This is a genomic window from Pseudomonas sp. GL_103 (genome assembly GCF_057835175.1).
Genome location: NZ_CM174420.1, coordinates 1,778,962 through 1,798,194, shown reverse-complemented (window position 1 = coordinate 1,798,194; position 19,233 = coordinate 1,778,962). Strand labels below are relative to the sequence as shown.

20 protein-coding genes and 1 pseudogene are annotated in these 19,233 nt (G+C 60.5%); 1 reads left to right on the top strand and 20 read right to left on the bottom strand.

What is annotated here, in order from left to right; genetic code table 11:
* Positions 1 to 422: 422 nt before the first annotated feature.
* Positions 423 to 827 (bottom strand): annotated as a pseudogene (locus tag AC3IP0_RS08115) (EscU/YscU/HrcU family type III secretion system export apparatus switch protein); the annotation flags it as partial.
* A 396-nt stretch (positions 828 to 1,223) separates the two neighbouring features.
* Here AC3IP0_RS08115 and AC3IP0_RS08110 point away from each other — a divergent pair.
* Positions 1,224 to 2,255, top strand: a complete 1,032-nt coding sequence (locus tag AC3IP0_RS08110) for an RHS repeat-associated core domain-containing protein (RefSeq protein WP_489327141.1) — start codon at positions 1,224 to 1,226, stop codon at positions 2,253 to 2,255.
* 120 nt (positions 2,256 to 2,375) lie between these two features.
* Here the strand turns inward: AC3IP0_RS08110 and flhB are convergent, their stop codons facing one another.
* The 19 genes from flhB to AC3IP0_RS08015 all read right to left on the bottom strand — a co-directional run bounded on the left by flhB (position 2,376) and on the right by AC3IP0_RS08015 (position 19,229).
* Entirely contained in the window at positions 2,376 to 3,515 is a 1,140-nt protein-coding gene (gene flhB, locus AC3IP0_RS08105; protein ID WP_489327139.1) for a flagellar biosynthesis protein FlhB, read from the bottom strand.
* A 3-nt stretch (positions 3,516 to 3,518) separates the two neighbouring features.
* On the bottom strand, positions 3,519 to 4,301 hold the full coding sequence (fliR, locus tag AC3IP0_RS08100; RefSeq protein ID WP_489318859.1) for a flagellar biosynthetic protein FliR: 783 nt from the start codon (positions 4,299 to 4,301) through the stop codon (positions 3,519 to 3,521).
* A gap of 3 nt (positions 4,302 to 4,304) precedes the next feature.
* The gene (gene fliQ, locus AC3IP0_RS08095) at positions 4,305 to 4,574 is read right to left on the bottom strand and encodes a flagellar biosynthesis protein FliQ (RefSeq protein ID WP_489318858.1); all 270 of its coding nucleotides are present in this window, start codon (positions 4,572 to 4,574) and stop codon (positions 4,305 to 4,307) included.
* Positions 4,571 to 5,329 carry a flagellar type III secretion system pore protein FliP gene (gene fliP / locus AC3IP0_RS08090; RefSeq protein WP_489318857.1) on the bottom strand — a complete coding sequence of 253 codons (759 nt, stop codon included), beginning with the start codon at positions 5,327 to 5,329 and terminating at the stop codon, positions 4,571 to 4,573. Before fliP ends, fliQ begins: the two co-directional genes overlap by 4 nt.
* Positions 5,329 to 5,742, bottom strand: coding sequence for a flagellar biosynthetic protein FliO (gene fliO, locus AC3IP0_RS08085; RefSeq protein WP_489327788.1), 414 nt, complete (start codon positions 5,740 to 5,742; stop codon positions 5,329 to 5,331). Before fliO ends, fliP begins: the two co-directional genes overlap by 1 nt.
* 30 nt (positions 5,743 to 5,772) lie before the next feature.
* Positions 5,773 to 6,231 (bottom strand): flagellar motor switch protein FliN, encoded by a 459-nt coding sequence (gene fliN, locus AC3IP0_RS08080; protein ID WP_489327138.1) that lies wholly within the window; start codon positions 6,229 to 6,231, stop codon positions 5,773 to 5,775.
* A 62-nt stretch (positions 6,232 to 6,293) separates the two neighbouring features.
* Positions 6,294 to 7,262 (bottom strand): flagellar motor switch protein FliM, encoded by a 969-nt coding sequence (gene fliM, locus AC3IP0_RS08075; protein WP_046037701.1) that lies wholly within the window; start codon positions 7,260 to 7,262, stop codon positions 6,294 to 6,296.
* 9 nt (positions 7,263 to 7,271) lie between these two features.
* Entirely contained in the window at positions 7,272 to 7,778 is a 507-nt protein-coding gene (gene fliL / locus AC3IP0_RS08070) for a flagellar basal body-associated protein FliL (protein ID WP_489327137.1), read from the bottom strand.
* A gap of 175 nt (positions 7,779 to 7,953) precedes the next feature.
* On the bottom strand, positions 7,954 to 9,300 hold the full coding sequence (locus tag AC3IP0_RS08065; RefSeq protein ID WP_489327136.1) for a flagellar hook-length control protein FliK: 1,347 nt from the start codon (positions 9,298 to 9,300) through the stop codon (positions 7,954 to 7,956).
* A 100-nt stretch (positions 9,301 to 9,400) separates the two neighbouring features.
* On the bottom strand, positions 9,401 to 9,751 hold the full coding sequence (locus AC3IP0_RS08060) for an Hpt domain-containing protein (protein WP_489318853.1): 351 nt from the start codon (positions 9,749 to 9,751) through the stop codon (positions 9,401 to 9,403).
* 30 nt (positions 9,752 to 9,781) lie between these two features.
* On the bottom strand, positions 9,782 to 11,488 hold the full coding sequence (locus AC3IP0_RS08055; protein ID WP_489327134.1) for an ATP-binding SpoIIE family protein phosphatase: 1,707 nt from the start codon (positions 11,486 to 11,488) through the stop codon (positions 9,782 to 9,784).
* Positions 11,489 to 11,493: 5 nt separating this feature from the next.
* Complete coding sequence (locus AC3IP0_RS08050; RefSeq protein WP_489318851.1) at positions 11,494 to 11,793, bottom strand: STAS domain-containing protein; 300 nt, start codon at positions 11,791 to 11,793, stop codon at positions 11,494 to 11,496.
* A gap of 89 nt (positions 11,794 to 11,882) precedes the next feature.
* Positions 11,883 to 12,332: a flagellar export protein FliJ gene (gene fliJ, locus AC3IP0_RS08045; RefSeq protein ID WP_046037707.1), complete on the bottom strand. Its 450-nt coding sequence runs from the start codon at positions 12,330 to 12,332 to the stop codon at positions 11,883 to 11,885.
* A 6-nt stretch (positions 12,333 to 12,338) separates the two neighbouring features.
* Positions 12,339 to 13,697, bottom strand: coding sequence for a flagellar protein export ATPase FliI (gene fliI, locus AC3IP0_RS08040; RefSeq protein WP_489318850.1), 1,359 nt, complete (start codon positions 13,695 to 13,697; stop codon positions 12,339 to 12,341).
* The gene (gene fliH / locus AC3IP0_RS08035; protein ID WP_489318849.1) at positions 13,687 to 14,484 is read right to left on the bottom strand and encodes a flagellar assembly protein FliH; all 798 of its coding nucleotides are present in this window, start codon (positions 14,482 to 14,484) and stop codon (positions 13,687 to 13,689) included. Before fliH ends, fliI begins: the two co-directional genes overlap by 11 nt.
* Positions 14,485 to 14,488: 4 nt before the next feature.
* Positions 14,489 to 15,508: a flagellar motor switch protein FliG gene (gene fliG, locus AC3IP0_RS08030; RefSeq protein WP_007983391.1), complete on the bottom strand. Its 1,020-nt coding sequence runs from the start codon at positions 15,506 to 15,508 to the stop codon at positions 14,489 to 14,491.
* A complete protein-coding gene (gene fliF, locus AC3IP0_RS08025) occupies positions 15,501 to 17,288 on the bottom strand; it encodes a flagellar basal-body MS-ring/collar protein FliF (RefSeq protein WP_489318848.1) in 1,788 nt (595 codons plus the stop codon). Before fliF ends, fliG begins: the two co-directional genes overlap by 8 nt.
* Before the next feature lie 16 nt (positions 17,289 to 17,304).
* A complete protein-coding gene (gene fliE, locus AC3IP0_RS08020; protein ID WP_008052868.1) occupies positions 17,305 to 17,631 on the bottom strand; it encodes a flagellar hook-basal body complex protein FliE in 327 nt (108 codons plus the stop codon).
* A 212-nt stretch (positions 17,632 to 17,843) separates the two neighbouring features.
* Entirely contained in the window at positions 17,844 to 19,229 is a 1,386-nt protein-coding gene (locus tag AC3IP0_RS08015; protein ID WP_489327133.1) for a sigma-54-dependent transcriptional regulator, read from the bottom strand.
* Positions 19,230 to 19,233 lie beyond the last annotated feature (4 nt).

The window sequence follows — 19,233 nt, the reverse complement described above, 5'->3', positions numbered from 1 at the left end:
CTGATACAGCTGATTTTGCACTTTACCTCCCAGAACTGCGCAAACTGAAAAAGGTCTTCGGAGTAAGTGTCAATGTCTATTTATTGATGACCAACCACGTCCATCTTTTGCTTGCTCCTGATGACACCACCTCAGACCTTGGACAGTTGATGAAAATACTTGCAGCTTGCATGACTCGCTCTCGAAACAAGCTGGAAGAGCGTTCAGGCACGCTATGGGAGAGAGGTTAAAAATTGAGCGTCGTTCAATTTGTCGCCCATCTTTTTGCAGGTAGTTGATGCATTGAGTTGAACTCCTAGAGGAAATTGCACACATCACAGGGCTTCGTATGTTAGGTCGCTGGGAAGGTAGGTCCGCAAAACACACACACTGCGAATGACTGTGCAGCATCGCAGGCTCGACAGCTGCTACAAATGCAAAACTCAGGAATCCCGCCGCAATTCCGGCGGAATCGGCAAATCATCCTTAAGCGGATCAGGTCGCTTGCCCTTACCCGCGCGATACTGGCGAATCTGATAAACGTAAGCCAACACCTGCGCAACCGCGAGATACAGCCCGCCAGGAATCTCCTGCTCAAGCTCGGTGGAGTAGTAGATCGACCGCGCCAGCGCCGGCGATTCCAGCAACAGGATCTCGTTGGCTACCGCGATCTCGCGGATCTTCAGGGCCAGGAAGTCGCTACCCTTGGCCAGTAATACCGGCGCATTACCCTTTTCCGGGTCGTACTTGAGGGCCACGGCGTAGTGCGTCGGGTTGGTGATGACCACGTCGGCCTCGGGAATGGCGGCCATCATCCGTCGCTGGGACATTTCGCGCTGCAGCTGTCGATGACCAGCAACAACAGCGGCACACCCAGATTGCCTCGACTGAGGTCGGCAATACTGCTTCGGGCACCGTTGATTAACTGAGAGCGATCCACCGGTTTTCCCCGTTCCTTTAAAGCAAACTTTTGACGCCTGAAGCAGGCGCAGGGCGGCTACCGCAAGAAGCTTTCCAACTTTTGCGCAGGGTTGAAATAGAGGTTTGCGCAGGTAAAAAGATCGCAGCCTCCGGCAGCTCCTACAGGGGATCGACGTACCCCTGTAGGAGCTGCCGGAGGCTGCGATCTTTTGATCTTCCATCCGTGAATCGCACACGCAAACCTATCAGTCCTGCTAGTACCTGCCCCTCGCAAAACCGCTGATACTCAGCGCAAGCCCTTCGACCTTTCGAGGCGTCCATACATGGCAAACCAACGCGAAATCCTGCTCTGCAAATATCACTACGATGCCCTCGACCAGCTGACAAGCAACGAACTGTCGGGCGAGCCCGAGCGCCAGCGCTTTTACTGCAAAAGCCGACTGGCCACCGAGATCCAGGGCGCGAACCGGTTTTCGGTGTTCCAGCACGATGACCAGTTGCTGGCGCAACAGCAGAGTGAGGGCGATGCATTCGATGCCACGCTGCTGGCAACCGATCAACAGCGTTCGGTGCTGCACACGCTCAGGGCCAATCATCCACGACAATCCATCACTTACTCACCCTACGGCCACCGCCCCACTGAACACGGGTTACTTAGTTTGCTCGGTTTCAACGGCGAACGACCGGACCTAGTGACCGGAAATTATCTATTGGGCAATGGATATCGGACGTTCAATCGGGTGTTGATGCGGTTTAATAGTCCAGACAGTTGGAGTCCGTTTGGCAAGGGAGGACTGAATTCGTACATGTATTGCCTGGGTGACCCTGTTAGTAGAATTGATCAAACAGGGCATTTTTCCTCCGTCATAATCAAAAGAATTTCGGCGTGGAAAAGCCAAGCAAAATACGCTATTCGTACCAAGCTCGTAACCTCCGGAAAACTCAAACCGAAATGGAACTCACGATCATTCCAATCTTTGTATGATAGAGCTATCGATGTGCTAGCTCGGAACCCTTCAGCCCTCCAACTTCAAGAAACGCCTAAAGTTATCGCTGAGCAAATAATTCAAAAAATGAGCATCTCAAAAAAGGCAAACTCCATAGAGTTCCCACGTCACTCAATGCAATCCCGCACCATTGAAAAATTAGCCAACAATAGGGAACTTACTGCAACCCCTGAAGGTACTATTGGATTATTCGAGTCATCCAACACTCGCTATTCTCTATACAGTGAACTTAGATCCGCTCTGCGGCCTGACGACGAGCCCAGGATTATCCTTTCCAGAGTCCGGGATGAAGCCCGCCGCAGGAATCGTAGCGCTGGCACTTGGATTCACGATACGAATCTCCTGTAGAGCGGGCTTGCCGATCATTCCCGAAAGATCAAAAGATCGCAGCCTGCGGCAGCTCCTACAGGGTGTACGCAATACCAGTGTAGGAGCTGCAGTAGGCTGCGATCTTTTGCTTTGGATTTATCAGGAATCGCGGCGCAGGTCCGGCGGGATCGGCAGGTCATCTATTAGCGGATCCGGCCGCTTGCCCTTGCCCGCCCGGTACTGGCGAATCTGGTAGACGTAAGCCAGCACCTGCGCAACCGCGAGATAGAGCCCGCCGGGAATTTCCTGATCAAGCTCGGTGGAGTAGTAGATCGACCGCGCCAGCGCCGGTGATTCCAGCAGCAGGATCTCGTTGGCCGCCGCGATCTCACGGATCTTCAGGGCCAGGAAGTCGCTACCCTTGGCCAACAATACTGGCGCATTACCCTTTTCCGGGTCGTACTTGAGGGCCACGGCGTAGTGGGTCGGGTTGGTGATGACCACGTCGGCCTCGGGAATGGCGGCCATCATCCGTCGCTGGGACATCTCGCGCTGCAGCTGTCGAATCCGCTGCTTGACCTCCGGCCGGCCTTCCTGGTCCTTGTGCTCGTCGCGCACTTCCTGCTTGGTCATCAGCAGTTTCTTGTGGCTTTCCCAGAGCTGCACCGGCACATCCACCACAGCGATCAGGATCAGCCCGCACGCCATCCACAGGGTGCTCCAGCCCACCACTTGCAGGCTGTGAATGATCGCCATATCCAAGGGCTCATGGGCGATGCGCAGCAGGTCATCGATGTCCGATGACAATACCGCCAGCGCCACGAACAGGATGATGATGAACTTGGCCAGGGCCTTGAGCAGTTCGATCAGCGACTTGGTCGAGAACATGCGCTTAAGGCCGGGACCGGGATTCAAGCGGCTGAATTTGGGCGCCATGGAACTCGCCGCGAACAGCCAGCCACCCAGGGAAATCGGACCGATGATGGCGGCCAGCACCAACGTGATCATCACCGGCTGGATCGACCACAGGGCAATTTGCCCCGAGCGCATCAGGTAGGTGGCCATGGAGCGCTGATCCAGAATCACTTCCCGCGGCAGCGAGAAATTGATGCGCATCAGTTCCATCATGTCCTGCGCCATGGCGCCGCCAAAAATCAGCAACGCCGAGGCACCGACCAGCATGATCGCCAGGGTGTTGAGTTCCTTGGACCGGGCTATCTCACCCTTTTCACGGGAGTCCTGCTTGCGCTTCTCCGTGGGGTCTTCTGTTTTATCCTGACCGCTTTCGCTCTCAGCCATGACTCAGCTCGCCCGCGCCATTTCACGTAACAACTGCAAGGCCTCAGTGGCCAGCGGTTGATACTGGTTGAGAATGTCCGCCAGCCCGACCCAGACAATGAACAGCCCAAGCACCAGGATCAGCGGGAAGCCGACAGAGAAAATATTCAGTTGCGGCGCCGCCCGGGTCATGACGCCAAACGCGATGTTGACCACCAGCAACGCGGTGATCGCCGGCAGCACCAGCAACAACGCCGAACCGAGCACCCAGCCGAGCTTGCCGGCCAGTTCCCAGTAGTGATTGACCATCAGGCCGCCACCCACCGGCAACGTGGTGAAACTCTCGGTGAGGACCTCGAACACCACCAGATGACCGTTCATGGACAGGAACAGCAGCGTCACCAGCATGGTGAAAAACTGCCCGATCACCGCCGTAGAAACACCATTGGTCGGGTCGACCATGGAGGCGAAGCCCATGCCCATCTGGATGGCGACGATTTGCCCGGCCACCACAAAGGCCTGGAAGAACAGCTGCAAGGAAAAACCCATCACCGCACCGATGAGAATCTGCTCGGCAATCAGCAGCAGCCCGCTCAGATCCAGGGGATTCACCGGGGGCATCGGCGGCAGGCCCGGCGCGATGACCACGGTAATGGCCAAGGCGAAATACAGGCGGATGCGCCGAGGCAGCAGGGTCGTGCCAAACACCGGCATGACCATCAGCAAGGTGCCGACGCGAAACAGCGGCAGCATGAACGTCGCCACCCAGGTGCTGATCTGCGTATCGGTCAGCGCTAGCAGTGACATGGTTTAGCCGATGACCTGAGGAATGCTGCCGTACAACTGCAGGATGTACTCCATGAAGGTCTGCACCAGCCACGGGCCGGCCACGATCAGGGTCACCAGCATCACCAGCAGGCGCGGCAGGAAGCTCAGGGTCTGTTCGTTGATCTGGGTGGCGGCCTGGAACATCGCCACCAGCAGGCCGATCAGCAGACTCGGAATCACCAGCACCGCCACCATCATGGTGGTCAGCCACAGCGCTTCCCGGAAGATATCGACCGCTACTTCCGGGGTCATGGCGAGACACCGCCGAAGCTGCTGGCCAGCGTGCCGATGATCAGCGCCCAGCCATCCACCAGCACGAACAACATGATCTTGAACGGCAGGGAGATGATCAGCGGCGAGAGCATCATCATACCCATGGCCATCAACACACTGGCCACAACCAGGTCGATGATCAGGAACGGAATGAAGATCATGAAGCCGATCTGGAACGCCGTTTTAAGCTCGGAGGTCACGAAGGCCGGCACCAGGATGGTCAACGGCGCCTGATCCGGCGTCGCGATGTCAGTGCGCTTGGACAGGCGCATGAACAGCTCCAGATCGCTGGTGCGGGTCTGGGCGAGCATGAAGTTCTTGATCGGCACCTGGGCCTTGGCGACCGCATCCTGAGCCGTCAGTTTTTCCGCCAGGTACGGCTGCAAGGCGTCCTGGTTCACCCGGTCGAACACCGGCGCCATGATGAACAGGGTCAGGAACAGCGCCATGCCGGTGAGAATCTGGTTCGACGGTGTCTGCTGCAGGCCCAGGGCCTGGCGCAGGATCGAGAAGACAATGATGATCCGGGTGAAACTGGTCATCAGCATGACAAACGCCGGGATAAAGCTCAGCGCGGTCATGATCAGCAGGATTTGCAGGCTGACCGAGTATTCCTGCGCGCCCTGCGCATTGGTGCCCAGGGTGATGGCCGGGATCGACAGCGGGTCGGCGGCGAAAGCCAGCGGCGTGGCCAGCATCAGGGTCAGCGTCAAGACGATGCGCAGCGCACCCATTACTTCTTATCCTTGTGATCTTTGCCCAGGATCTCCAGCAGGCGCTGGGCAAATTCCGGCGTCGGCTTCTCGGCACTCGGCACTTGCACCGGCTCCTTGAGCACGTGCAGCGCAGTTATGTTGCCGGGGCTCAGGCCCAACAGGATCTGCTCGTTGCCGACCTGCACCAGCATCAGACGGTCGCGAGGCCCCAGCGCGCGGGAGCCGACAATCTCGATCACCTGCCCCTTGCCGGCCGGACCGGCCTGCTGGACTCGACGCAGCAACCAGGCGAGGAAGAAGATCAACCCCAGCACCAGCAGCAGGCCGAACACCAGTTGCGTCAACTGGCCAGCCACACCGCTGCTCACCGCCGGCGCAGCGGCCGTGGTCGCCGTTGCGACCGGCTCGGCCGCCAGCACGCTGAACGGCATCGCCAACACAAACCCGAGAACCTTTTTCACTCAGCGCAGCTTCTTGATGCGTTCGCTTGGGCTGATCACGTCCGTCAGGCGGATGCCGAACTTCTCGTTGACCACCACCACTTCGCCGTGGGCGATGAGCGTGCCATTGACCAGCACGTCCAGCGGCTCGCCGGCCAGGCGATCAAGCTCGATCACCGAACCCTGGTTCAGTTGCAGCAGGTTGCGGATGTTGATGTCGGTGCTGCCCACTTCCATGGAAATCGACACCGGGATATCGAGGATCACGTCCAGGTTCGGGCCGTCGAGAGTGACCGGCTCGTTGTTTTTCGGCACGCTGCCGAACTCTTCCATTGGCAGGCGGTTGGACGCGGAATTGCCGGAGTCAGCGGCCAGCAGGGCGTCGATATCGGCCTGCCCGGCATCACCGGTTTCTTCCAGGGCTGCTGCCCACTCATCGGCCAGAGCCTGGTCGTCCTGCATGTTCATATCGTCAGCCATGATGTGTCCTCGGCGAGCAAAAATTCAGAATTCGGTTAATCGCGAATGGGTACGGGCGCCGGTCAACGGCGCTCGATCGGCTCGATCACTTGCAACGCCAGGTTGCCCTTGTGCGAGCCCATCTTGACCTTGAAGGCCGGCACGCCGTTGGCGCGCATGATCATTTCTTCCGGCATGTCGACCGGGATCACGTCCCCCGGCTGCATGTGCAGGATGTCGCGCAGGCGCAACTGACGACGAGCCACCGTCGCCCCGATCGGCACGTCGACGTCCAGCACGTCCTGGCGCAGGGCGTTGACCCAGCGCTCGTCCTGGTCGTCGAGGTCCGACTGGAAGCCGGCGTCGAGCATTTCGCGCACTGGCTCGATCATCGAGTACGGCATGGTCACGTGCAGGTCGCCGCCACCGCCATCGAGTTCGATGTGGAAGGTCGACACCACAATGGCTTCGCTCGGGCCGACGATGTTGGCCATGGCCGGGTTCACTTCCGAGTTGATGTACTCGAAGTTGACTTCCATGATCGCCTGCCAGGCTTCCTTCAGATCGACGAACGCCTGCTCCAGCACCATGCGCACCACGCGCAGTTCGGTCGGCGTGAATTCACGCCCTTCGATCTTGGCGTGGCGGCCATCGCCGCCGAAGAAGTTGTCCACCAGCTTGAACACCAGTTTGGCATCGAGGATGAACAACGCGGTGCCGCGCAGGGGTTTGATCTTGACCAGGTTGAGACTGGTCGGCACGTACAGCGAGTGCACGTATTCGCCGAACTTCATCACCTGCACGCCGCCGACCGCCACGTCAGCCGAGCGCCGCAGCATGTTGAACATGCTGATGCGGGTATAGCGGGCGAAACGTTCGTTGATCATTTCCAGGGTCGGCATGCGTCCACGGACGATGCGATCCTGGCTGGTCAGGTCGTAGCTTTTGACGGTGCCGGGTTCAGCAGCGTTATCGGTCTGTACCAGACCATCGTCGACGCCATGCAACAGCGCGTCGATCTCATCCTGGGACAGCAGGTCCTGCACGGCCATGTCGTGTTCCTACTGCAGTACGAAATTAGTGAAAAGCAACTGTTCGATCACCACTTTGCCGAGCTCTTTCTGCGCCACTTCCTGGACGCTGGCGGTGGCTTTCTGCCGCAGCATTTCCTGGCCGACCGGCGAGGCGAGGGTCGCGAAGTCCTGCCCGGAGAACAGCATCACCAGGTTATTGCGGATCACCGGCATGTGGACCTTGAGTGCATCCAGGTCCGCCTGGTTGCGCGCGAGCATGGTGATGCTCACTTGCATGTAGCGCTGGCGACCGTTCTGGTTGAAGTTGGCCACGAAAGCCGGCGCCATCGACTCGAAAATCGCTGGCTGCTTACCGACAGGAGCGGTCTGCGCCTCGACCGCGGCAGGCTTGCTCTGAGCGCTGTGCATGAAGTACCAGGTCGCCCCCACGGACACACCGATCGCCAGCAGCAGGGCCACCACGATCACGATGATCAGCTTGAGTTTGCCTTTGGTTGCGGGGTCTTTTACTACTGCTGCGTCGCTCTTCGCCATGCCAATAATCCGTCACTATTCGGGTTTTCACAGTCGCACGGCAAGGCAAGAGCAAGTGTTATGCCATGTAGGAGCGAGCCTGCTCGCGATGGCGGTGTGGCAGTCAACAAAGATGTTGAATGTTATGCCGCCATCGCGAGCAAGCTCGCTCCCACAGGGTAAGGTGTTGTGTTGGTCAGGCGTAGTAATCGACCGCGCTGGAGCCGATCACGCTGGTGGTATTGGCCGCTACTTCAGCGACGCCCGGGGTGATGTCGTCATCCATCGAGTCGAGGCGACCGCCGCTGGCACTGGTCCGTCCGCTCCGGCTTTGCCCGGCTTGTTCCTGACCTTGCTGCGAACCGCGGGACTGGTCCGAAACATTGACATCGACCTGCCCCATGCCCTGCTGCGCGAACATGTCGCGCAAGCGATGGACCTGCCCATCCAGCGCCTCACGGACGCCCGGATGCGCACTCATGAACGTGACCTGGGTCTGTTGATCGGGAACCATGTTCACCCGAATGTCCAGACGCCCGAGTTCAGCGGGCTGCAGCTGGATGTCCGCCGCCTTGAGATTGGCGCTGGACAGGTACATGACCCGGTTCACCACCTCTTCGGTCCACCCGCTCTGGTGCATGGCGATCGGCTGGTTCACCGGCAAGGCATTGGCTGTCTTCGGTGTGGCCGCCTGGGTCAGCGCTGCCAGACGGTTGGCGAAGTCATCGACACGGGTGTCGCTGCTGGCGGACTTGAGATCCTTCAGGCCGTCATCGATCAAGCCACTGAAAGCCTTGTCGTCGCCCTGGCCGGTGCTGCTCTTGTCGCCCTGAACATCCAGCATGGTTGCCATGCCGGCGGCAAAGTTTTGCGCCGACGTCTGCTCTCCGTCAGCCTGGGCTTGCACCTCTGTCGGTGCTGCCTTGGGCTGCACCTGGCTGGATGCCGATACGTGACCGCCCTGCTCCATAGCAAGGCGCACAGCCGGCAACGCGTCGAGCGGATCGATCGAGGGATCGAAATCGCCGTCGGCAGTGGCCAGCGCTGGAGCGATTGCAGCCGTAACCGTAGCGGCAACCGGCGCGTCAACGACAGGTTGCGCGGTATCGACCACGGCGGGGGCTACCGGTGCCAGTACGACGGGTTGCAATGAAGAATCAAGCGCCGGATCGAGCGGCAGGGCATCGACGACCGGAGCCGGATCGGCATCTGACGCATCATCGCCGGCGGTCTTGTCGTCAGCCTGCACCGAATGGTCGGCAGGCAAGGATTTGCCGCCATCGGCAACCACCGGTTCCCCGGCGGCAGACTTGTCGTCACCAGCGTCTTTTCTTCCGGCAACATCGCTGGTTGTGTCGTGACCCGGCTTGACCGAGGCATCCGCCAACGCATTGGGCTTGTTCTGGGCCTGGCTGGCGTAGACATGAGCGAAGCTTGCGGCCTTGCCCCCGGGCTCAGCGGTCAGCGCCGGAGGATTGGCGGAGCCAGCTTGAGTCTTGGCCTGCCTGGAGGCCTGAAGCAGAATATCGGGGGTAACGGGCATGAAACGGTCTCCGCTGCACGGGGCTCGTAAGTACAGTTGGATGAGTTGACTGCAAAGGTCGAGCCAGTTTCACTCGAAGAAGATCAAATGCAGCGTGCGCTCAGATTTTCGCCGGGCAACGCTGTCGTTCAGCTTCGTAGAGAGGCCGGATACCGGCGAACTCGCGATCGATTTCGCCGACCAGCTCCTGAACGGCGGTGTATGGCAAACTTCTGGCCTGCTGCTCAAGTTGATGGCACAGCTCGGTCAGCCTGAGGGCGCCCATATTGCTGCTGCTGCCTTTGAAGCTATGGGCGGTTTCAACGAGCAGTGCGGCACTGTCAGCTGCCCTCAAGACTTTCAGGCGCTCTTCGGAGTCAGCAAGAAAAATATCCAGCAGATCCGGATAGCCCTCTTCCATCACTTCCTGCAATGCACTCAGCACGGCGCGATCCACATGTGTGTCGTCCACTTGCTCACTCCTTGATCAAGAATGCGCGGATTATGCCAGAGCCTCCCAGATAAACTCCACGCGTGCACTTCGACCATTGTCGGTCCAGCGGGCATTACGCCCCAACTGGCGGATCAGACTGACCCCACGTCCCGACAGGCGGACGTCTTTCAAAGGTCTTGCCATCACCCGCTCGACATCGAAACCCTTGCCGCTGTCTTCGATCTGAATGGTCAGGCAACCGCCGTCGTCCGTTGGCGTCACCTGCAAATGTAACCGTACATAGCCTTCCTGCAGCTCGTCCAGCCGGGTATTGCGCTCTTGATAATACCGCGCAAACCCCGCGGCATCGCGCTTGAGGCTCGAATCCAGCCCCAGCACGCCATGCTCCAGCGCATTGGAATAGAGTTCCGCCAGCACACTGTAGAGCGCACCGCTCTGAGCCCGAAGACCATGGACCTCAAGCAACAACTGCAACAGATAGGGTAACGGATTGAAGCGCTTGAGCGTGGCGGCGCGAAACTCGAAACTTACCGACCAGTCCAGCGGGCAGGACTGGCCGCTGTCGGAGTAGACCAACGCCGGCGGAGTGATCTGTGCCGTCTCCAGCAGGCTGATTTCGACCATGCTGACATCGTCACGCGCATCTCCGCCGAAATGACGCAGCGCCTGCTCGATCTCTTCAAACAGTGCATCCGGGTGCCGATTGGCGGCAAATACCTGCTGCAATCGCTGCACGCCAAACAACTGATCATTGACGTCGCAGGTATCGATCACGCCATCGGACAGGAGAAACACCCGATCCCCGAGCGCCATGGGATACACGTCGGTACGCTCATCGAAGGATTCCGGGCTCAGCACCCCCAAAGGCAGGTGCCGCGCCGGCAGAGGCGTTCGCTCGCCACTGGCAATGCGATGCAGGTAACCGTCCGGCATGCCGCCATTCCAGACTTCCACGGAGCGACGCTGAAAACTCAGACTCAGCAACGCGGCACAGCAGAACATGTCTACCGGCAGGATGCGCTTGAGCTTGGCATTCATCTCGCGCAGGGTTTCCGCCAGGCCGTAGCCCTTGGCGGTCATCCCATAGAAGACTTCGGCCAAGGGCATCGCACCCACTGCCGCCGGCAGACCGTGGCCGGTGAAGTCGCCCAGCAGCACGTGCATATCTCCTGCCGGGGTGAACGCGGCCAGCAACAGGTCACCGTTGAACAGCGCATAGGGCGATTGCAGATAACGGATATTCGGTGCGGCATTCAGGCAGCCGGAGTGCGCCACCTTGTCGAAAACGGCCTTGGCCACGCGCTGTTCGTTGAGCAGGTAGTCGTGGTGCCGGGCGATCTGGTCACGCTGTTGCAGCACGGTGTCCTGCAAGCGCCGCAGGCGATCCATCGCCTTGATCTTGGCAGCGAGAATCACCTGGTTGTAGGGCTTTGCCAGAAAGTCGTCACCGCCGACTTCCAGGCAACGGGCCAGGGCTTCGCTTTCGGACAACGACGTGAGGAAGATGATCGGCACCAGGGTTTCCCCGGCCAGGGCCTTGATCTGCCGGGCCGCCTCGAAGCCGTCCATGACCGGCATCATCGCATCCATCAACACCAGGTGCGGTTGTTGCAGGCGAAACACCTCGACCGCTTCGGCGCCGTTGGCCGCCGTCAGCACGTCGTGCCCCTGGCGGCGCAGGATGCTCGACAGCAGCAGGCGATCGGCGGCGCTGTCCTCGGCAATCAGGATCGTCAGCGGCTCCAGTGGCTGCATGGCAATCAACTGATGTCGAACAGTTTGTCGAAGTTGGAGATGGCGAGGATTTTGCGCACGTCGGTACTGCTGTTGACGACGCGCACATCGGAGTCGTCGCCACCGGCGTGATCGCGCAGCAAAAGCAGCATGCCCAGGGCCGAACTGTCGAGGTAAGTGGCATCTTTCAGGTCGACCACGACCGCCGATAGCTGTTTATCCTCGTAGGACTGACGAAATTCCTGATGCTTGGCGAAATCGAAACGACCCTTGACCGAGATCGTCAGCTTTTGCCCGTCCTGGGACACTTCTGAAACGACTGACATTTAATGGCTTCCTTGTCTTTGGCAAACGTTTAGAAGGTTTAGCATCTGGTGGGGATGGGGGCAAGCCTGCCTGTTTTTTGAAAGCATGCTCAATAGGGGTTCTCACGCGGCAAGCGCTGGGACAATTCATCCAGCAATTTCTGTTCGCGCCGGTCTTCAAGCGCCCGCGCCTCGTCGGCATAGCGCTGAACCAGCTTGCGCAAACCTTCGACCCGGGCAAACGCCTGCTGCCAGGTCTCCCGGGCCTTGTTCAGGTTGTTCTGATGCCAGGCCAGGCTTTGCCGCTGCTGGTCGATGGCCGTGCCCAGTTGCGCGAGAAAGCCCTGATAACCCAGCAACCATTGGCCCGAGACGCCGCCGCTGCCGCGTACGATCCATTGTTCCTGATAGTCGAGACGGAAGGCTTCGAGGTCGGCGAGTTTGCTTTCGGCCAAACGTACCTGCCCCTGAAAGTGCCCCAGGCGCTGGACCGCGGTTTTCTCGGCCTTTTCGGCCATTTCCACCACTGGCGCCAGCCTTCCTGCCCGACTCAGGGCCATGACCGCTTAACCGCCCGCCGCGGGTGCGAAGATCGAAGCCAGATACGCTTCGCTTTCGCCCAGGCTGATGCTGTCGTTGAGGCCCTGGCGCAGGTATTTGACCAATTGCGGTTGCAGGGAAATCGCCAGGTCGGTCTCACGATCTCCGCCGGCGACATAGGCACCGACGCTGATCAGGTCGCGACTCTGCTGATAGCGCGACCACAATTGCTTGAAGTACTGCGCACGGGCCATGTGTTCCGGCGATACCACCGCTGGCATCACCCGGCTGATGGACGCTTCGATATCGATGGCCGGGTAATGCCCTTCCTCGGCCAGGCGCCGGGACAGCACGATGTGCCCGTCGAGCACGCCTCGTGCCGAGTCGGCAATCGGGTCCTGCTGGTCATCGCCTTCGGACAGCACGGTATAGAACGCAGTGATCGAACCACCGCCCTTCTCTGCATTGCCGGCCCGCTCCACCAGTTTCGGCAACTTGGCGAACACCGACGGCGGATAGCCCTTGGTCGCTGGAGGTTCGCCGATGGCCAGGGCGATTTCCCGCTGGGCCTGGGCGAAACGGGTCAACGAATCCATGAGCAACAGAACGTTCTTGCCCTTGTCGCGGAAATACTCGGCGATGCGCGTGCAGTACATGGCGGCGCGCAGTCGCATCAGCGGCGCATCGTCCGCCGGGGACGCCACCACCACCGAACGCTTGAGCCCTTCCTCACCGAGGATGTGCTCGATGAACTCTTTAACTTCACGACCCCGCTCACCGATCAGCCCGACGACGATGATGTCGGCCTCGGTGAAGCGCGTCATCATGCCCAACAGCACGGATTTACCGACACCGGTACCGGCGAACAGCCCGAGCCGTTGACCGCGGCCGACCGTCAACATGCCGTTGATGCAACGGATGCCCACGTCCAGCGGCTCGCTGATCGGTTCGCGCTTGAGCGGGTTGATGGTCGGGCCGTCCATCGGAACCCAGTCTTCGGCCTTCATCCCGCCCTTGCCGTCCAGCGCACGACCGGCGCCATCCAGCACCCGCCCGAGCATGCTCATGCCCATGGGCAGGCGACCAGTATCGGACAACGGCACCACTCGGGCACCGGGGGCGATGCCGGCGACACTGCCGACCGGCATCAGAAAGACCTTGCTGCCGGAGAAGCCCATCACTTCGGCTTCAACCTGCATCGGGTGATAGCTGTCGTCGTTGATGACCATGCAGCGGCTGCCCATGGCGGCGCGCAGGCCTTCGGCTTCGAGGGTCAGGCCGACCATGCGTAGCAGGCGTCCCTCAAGGATCGGCGCGCCGGCCAATTCAGTCGCCTCGGCGTAACTGCCCAGGCGCTTGGCGAAGCTGGTGCGTTCAAGGCGCATCAGGTGCATCCGGTTCTGGCGCGGCCGCAGGCTTGCTGTCGATCGGCAGTTCCAGGCTCAAGTCCGGCGCGGCCGGGTGCAAGGCCTGCTCGTGCAACTGATCGAACAACTTGTCCATCACTCGCGCGATGCGGGTCTCGACCGTGGCGTCTATGCGACTGTGCTCGGTCTCGACCCGGCAACCGCCAGGCAACAACGACTCATCCTCGACGATGCGCCAGGTTTCCTCATGACGCTCGCGCAGGGCTTTGACCTGTGCGAAGTCCTGCGGATTGATGTACAGCCGCACATTGCCCACGCCCAACGGCAAGAGCTTGAGGGCTTCGCGCATCACATGTTCGATCTGCGTCGAGTCGATGGCCAGTTCGCGCTGAATCACTTGTCTGGTGATGTGCTGCACGAGGTCGACCAGCGACTTTTCAATCTGGGTGTCCTGTTCGGCGATAGGCTCGAACAAGTGCGCCATCAACTGTTCCAGCCCGGCAAGCTTCGGTGCAAGCGCCTGTTCGGCTTCCTGGCGGACCTTGAGCGTGGTGCTATGGAAACCTTCCTTCTCACCCACCGCGAAGCCTTCGTTGTAGGCCTCCTGGCGAATGCTTTCGAGTTCTTCGAGGGTTAGTGGCTGGACTTCCTCCAGCGGCACTTCCTCCATTTCCGGCGGCTCGGGTTCAGGCTCAGGTTCCGGCTCGGGTTCCGGCGGGTCGAAGCTGGGCAGCGCCCAGGACTCGAAGCCACCGACATCCCTGGCCCGGATCAGGTCAGTGGGTGCATCATCATTCTTGACCATGGCGTTAGATCATTTCCTCGCCGCCCTTGCCGCCGAGAACGATTTCTCCGGCTTCGGCCATACGGCGGGCGATGGTGAGGATTTCCTTCTGCGCGGTTTCCACGTCGCTGACGCGCACCGGGCCCTTGGCTTCCAGGTCGTCGCGCAACAGTTCGGCCGCACGCTTGGACATGTTCTTGAAGATCTTCTCCTTGACGCCTTCGTCCGAGCCCTTGAGGGCCAGCACCAGCACATCGGAGGACACTTCGCGCAACAGCGCCTGGATGCCGCGGTCGTCGACATCGGCCAGGTTGTTGAACACGAACATGAGGTCTTCGATCTGACCGGACAGGTCTTCGTCGACTTCGCGGATCGAGTCCATGAGCTGGCCTTCGATCGAGCTGTCGAGGAAGTTCATGATGTCCGCCGCGCGCTTGATGCCACCCAGGGTGGTGCGCGAGGCATTCGAGTTGCCGGAGAACTGCTTCTCGAGAATCTGGTTGAGCTCTTTCAGGGCCGCTGGCTGCACGGTGTTCAGCGAAGACACGCGCAGGATGATGTCGAGCCGCACCTTGTGGTCGAAGTTGCCGAGCACTTCACCGGCCTGGTCCGGATCGAGATACGCCACCACGATCGCCTGGATCTGCGGGTGCTCGTAACGGATCACGTCGGCGACGGCGCGCGGCTCCATCCACTTCAGGCTGTCGAGGCCGCTGGTGTTGCCACCGAGCAGGATGCGGTCGATCAGGCCGTTAGCCTTGTCTTCGCCCAGGGCCTGGGTGAGCATCTTGCGCACATAGTCGTCGGAGCCGACGCCCAGGCTGGTCTGGTCGCCGACGATATCGACGAACTCGCTCATCACCTGCTCGACCTGCTCGCGGTGCACATTACCCATTTGGGCCATGGCCACGCCCACGCGCTGGACCTCTTTGGGGCCCATGTGGCGCAGCACCTGGGCAGCGTCGGTGGAGCCCAGGGACAGCAACAGGATTGCGGCTTTGTCGACCTTGGACAGTTTGGCGGCAACGGCTCGGTTATCACTCATCTGCGTTAATCCACTCTTTCACGACCTGGGCCACACGACCCGGATCTTCTGCCACCAGACTCTTGATTGCGTTCAACTGAGCGTCATAACCTTCGCTCGGGCTCGGCAACAGGATGCTGGTCGGGCCACCGAGGCTGACACGGTCGTTGGCCAGTTCACCGTCCAGACCGCCCATGCCACCCAACTCGACGTCGCTGCCGATACCGGCCAGCTGCTTGCCCTTGCCACCACCGGTGATGTTGTTGAGCACCGGACGCAGCACACCGAACACCAGCACCAGAATGAACAGCACACCCAGCACTTGCTTCACGATGTCCCAGAACCACGGCTGGGAGTAGAACGGAATTTCGGCAATCACTTCACCGCGCTCGGCGGAGAACGGCATGTTGATCACGCTGACGCTGTCACCACGGCTGGCATCGAAGCCGACCGCGTCCTGCACCAGGCGGGTGAAGCGCGCCAATTCATCGGCGGTCCACGGCGCACGGGTGGTTTCGCCGCTGGCCGGGTTGATCTTGACCTGATCATCGACCACCACCGACACCGACAGGCGATTCAACCGGCCCTGCTGCTGTTTGGTGTGGCTGATGGAACGGTCGAGTTCGAAGTTCTTGGTCGATTGTTGACGCTTGTCCGCCGGGTACGGTGCGAGCATCGGCTGACCGGTGGCCGGGTCCATGATTTGCTGGCCGTTGGCATCAACCAGCGGCTGGCCCGGCTGCACCATGCCGGCTGCCCCCGGAGTGCCGCCAGTGGTCTGCGGCGCAGAAGCCGGCGCTGGAGGCTGGTTGCTCAAGGCACCCGGCACGCCTTGCGGGCCATTGCTGGCGGTACGTTGTTCGTTGACCGACTGTTCGCTGCGCAATGCCGGCTGGTCCGGATTGAATTGCTCGGAAGTCGATTCGACCGCACTGAAATCCACGTCGGCCGAGACTTCGGCCTTGTAACGGTCGTTGCCCAGCACCGGCTGCAGGATGTTGTGTACGCGCTGGGTGAGCATGCTTTCCATGCGACGGCTGTAGTCGAATTGCTTGCCGGCCATGGTCAGTTCGGAGTTTTCCGCCTGATCGGAGAGCAGGTTGCCCTTCTGGTCGACCACGGTGATCTGTGACTTGCTGAGTTCGGGAACGCTGGTCGCCACCAGGTTGATGATGGCCACGACCTGACCGGGTTCGAGGGAGCGACCGGAATAGAGTTCAACCAGAACCGAAGCGCTTGGCTTGCGCTCGTCGCGCACGAACACCGAACTTTTCGGGATCGCCAGGTGCACACGGGCACCCTTGACGTTGTTCAGGCTGGAAATGGTGCGGGCCAGTTCGCCTTCGAGGCCGCGACGATAGCGGGTCGCTTCCATGAACTGGCTGGTGCCCAGTCCCTGCTCCTTGTCGAGGATTTCAAAACCGATGTTGCCGTCGCTGGGAGTGACACCAGCGCCCGCGAGCTTGAGCCGCGCACGGGACAGGTCATCGGCCTTGACCAGCAAGGCACCGGAATTGGGTTCGACGGTGTACGGGATATCGGCGGAGGCCAGGGTATCCATGACCTGCTTGGCGTCCATGCCGGCAAGGCTGCCGTACAGAGGCCGGTAGTCCGGTTGCTGGGACCACAACACCACGGCAAAACCAATTGCCACGCTCGCCGCCAGGCCGACCAACAGGCCCACCTGACGCAACATGGTCATCTCGGAGAGGTTTTCCAGGAAGGACAACCCGAACAGCGGCGGTTTGCCGTCTATTGAAGTGGCCTTGGCCGGAACGTTATCGGCGACTGCTTCTGCCATGACTCAATCTCGTCCTTTAAACCGGCATCTGCATGATGTCTTGGTAGGCCTGAACCACTTTGTTGCGCACCTGGGTCAACGCCTGGAACGACACACTGGCCTTCTGCGAGGAAATCATCACGTCCGTGAGATCGACGCCGCTTTTGCCGATTTCGAACGCACTGGCCAACTGTGTGGAAGCCTGCTGGGTGTCGTTCACTTTGTTGATGGCCTGACCGAACATGTCGGAAAAGCTGCTGCCCGTCATTTCAGGGACAGCAGTCGATTTCGGCGCAGACATGGCATCCATTTGCATGGCGCGCATATCCAGCATCAACCGATTGAATTCAATACCTTGGCTCATGGTTTCTCTCTTTGACGACCCGCAATTTTTTGACACTCACTCGGCGGGTAGTGAGGTGTTAGCAACAAGGGTGCCAGCTCCATGGCCACTTTGAACAAAAGCCCTTCTGACTGCCAATCCATTGTGGGAGCGAGCCTGCTCGCGAAGAGGGAGTGTCAGTTGACATTTATGTGCCTGACACATCGCCTTCGCGAGCAGGCTCGCTCCCACATTCAGGTCGCGAACAAAAAGGCTTCCACGTCCATGCCGGCATCGCGCATCTGCGCCAGCTTGTAGCGCAGGGTTCGCGGGCTGATACCCAGGCGCTCGGCCGCCTCTTTGCGGCGACCGCGCTCGGCGCGCAAGGTATCGATGATCATCTGGAATTCACGGCGACGCAGGTCATCGCCCAGCGCACCGGCCGACTCGGGCTGGACTTCCACAGGACGCACCGGCGCCTGCGCCAACGCAGGCAGTGGCGCACAAGCCACCGGCCCGGCCAGGCAGAAATCCTGCGGCTGGATCAAGCCACCCTGCTGCAGAATCAGCGCACGTTGAATCGCGTTGTCCAGTTCACGCACGTTACCCGGCCACGGATAACCGATCAGGCACGCCTGGGCCTCGGGGGACAATCTGGCAGCCGAATGCCTCATTTTATTGACGTGCCTGGCCAGCAGACGCTCGGCCAGCGGCAGGATGTCGGCGGTGCGCTCGCGCAACGGGCGCCAGGCCAGGGGAAAGACCGACAGGCGATAGTAAAGATCTTCGCGGAAGCGCCCCGCCGCCACCTCACCCGCCAGATCGCGATTGGTGGTGGCGACCACGCGAATATCCAGCGTGATCGGTTTGCGCGCCCCAACCCTTTCGACCTCGCGCTCTTGCAGCACGCGCAGCAGCTTGGCCTGGAGCCCGAGGGGCATTTCGGAAATTTCGTCGAGCAGAATGGTGCCGCCGTCGGCCTGTTCGAACTTGCCGGCTTGCGCGGCAATGGCGCCGGTGAAGGAACCCTTCTCGTGCCCGAACAAGGTCGCTTCGAGCATGTTGTCCGGGATCGCTGCGCAGTTGATCGCAATGAACGGCTGATTGGCACGATGAGAATGCTGATGGATGTAGCGCGCCAGCACTTCCTTGCCGGTGCCCGACTCACCCGAGATCAACACCGTGGAGTCGCTGCGTGCGACCCGCGCTGCCAATTCGAGCAACTGCGCGCTCGCCGGCTCGAATGCTATCGGCCCTTCACCCTCGGCCAGGCCGAGACTGCCCAGGGCATGCCGCCCCACCAGATCGAGCAACGCCTTGGGCTCGAATGGCTTGACCAGGTAGTCCGCCGCCCCCTGGCGCATTGCATCGACCGCACGCTCGACCGCACCGTGAGCCGTCATCAACAACACCGGCAACTGCGGCTGCCGCGCTCGCAGCAGGCCCAGCAACTGATGGCCGTTCATGCCCGGCATGTTGACGTCGCTGATCACCAGGCTGAAGGCCTCGCCGCCAACGGCAAGCAACGCCTCCTCCGCCGAGCCCACCGCCTTGTAATCGTGCCCCGCGAGCAACAGCGTATCGGCCAGCGCCTCGCGCAACGCGCGGTCGTCCTCGACCAGCAGAACCTTGATACCCATCTGT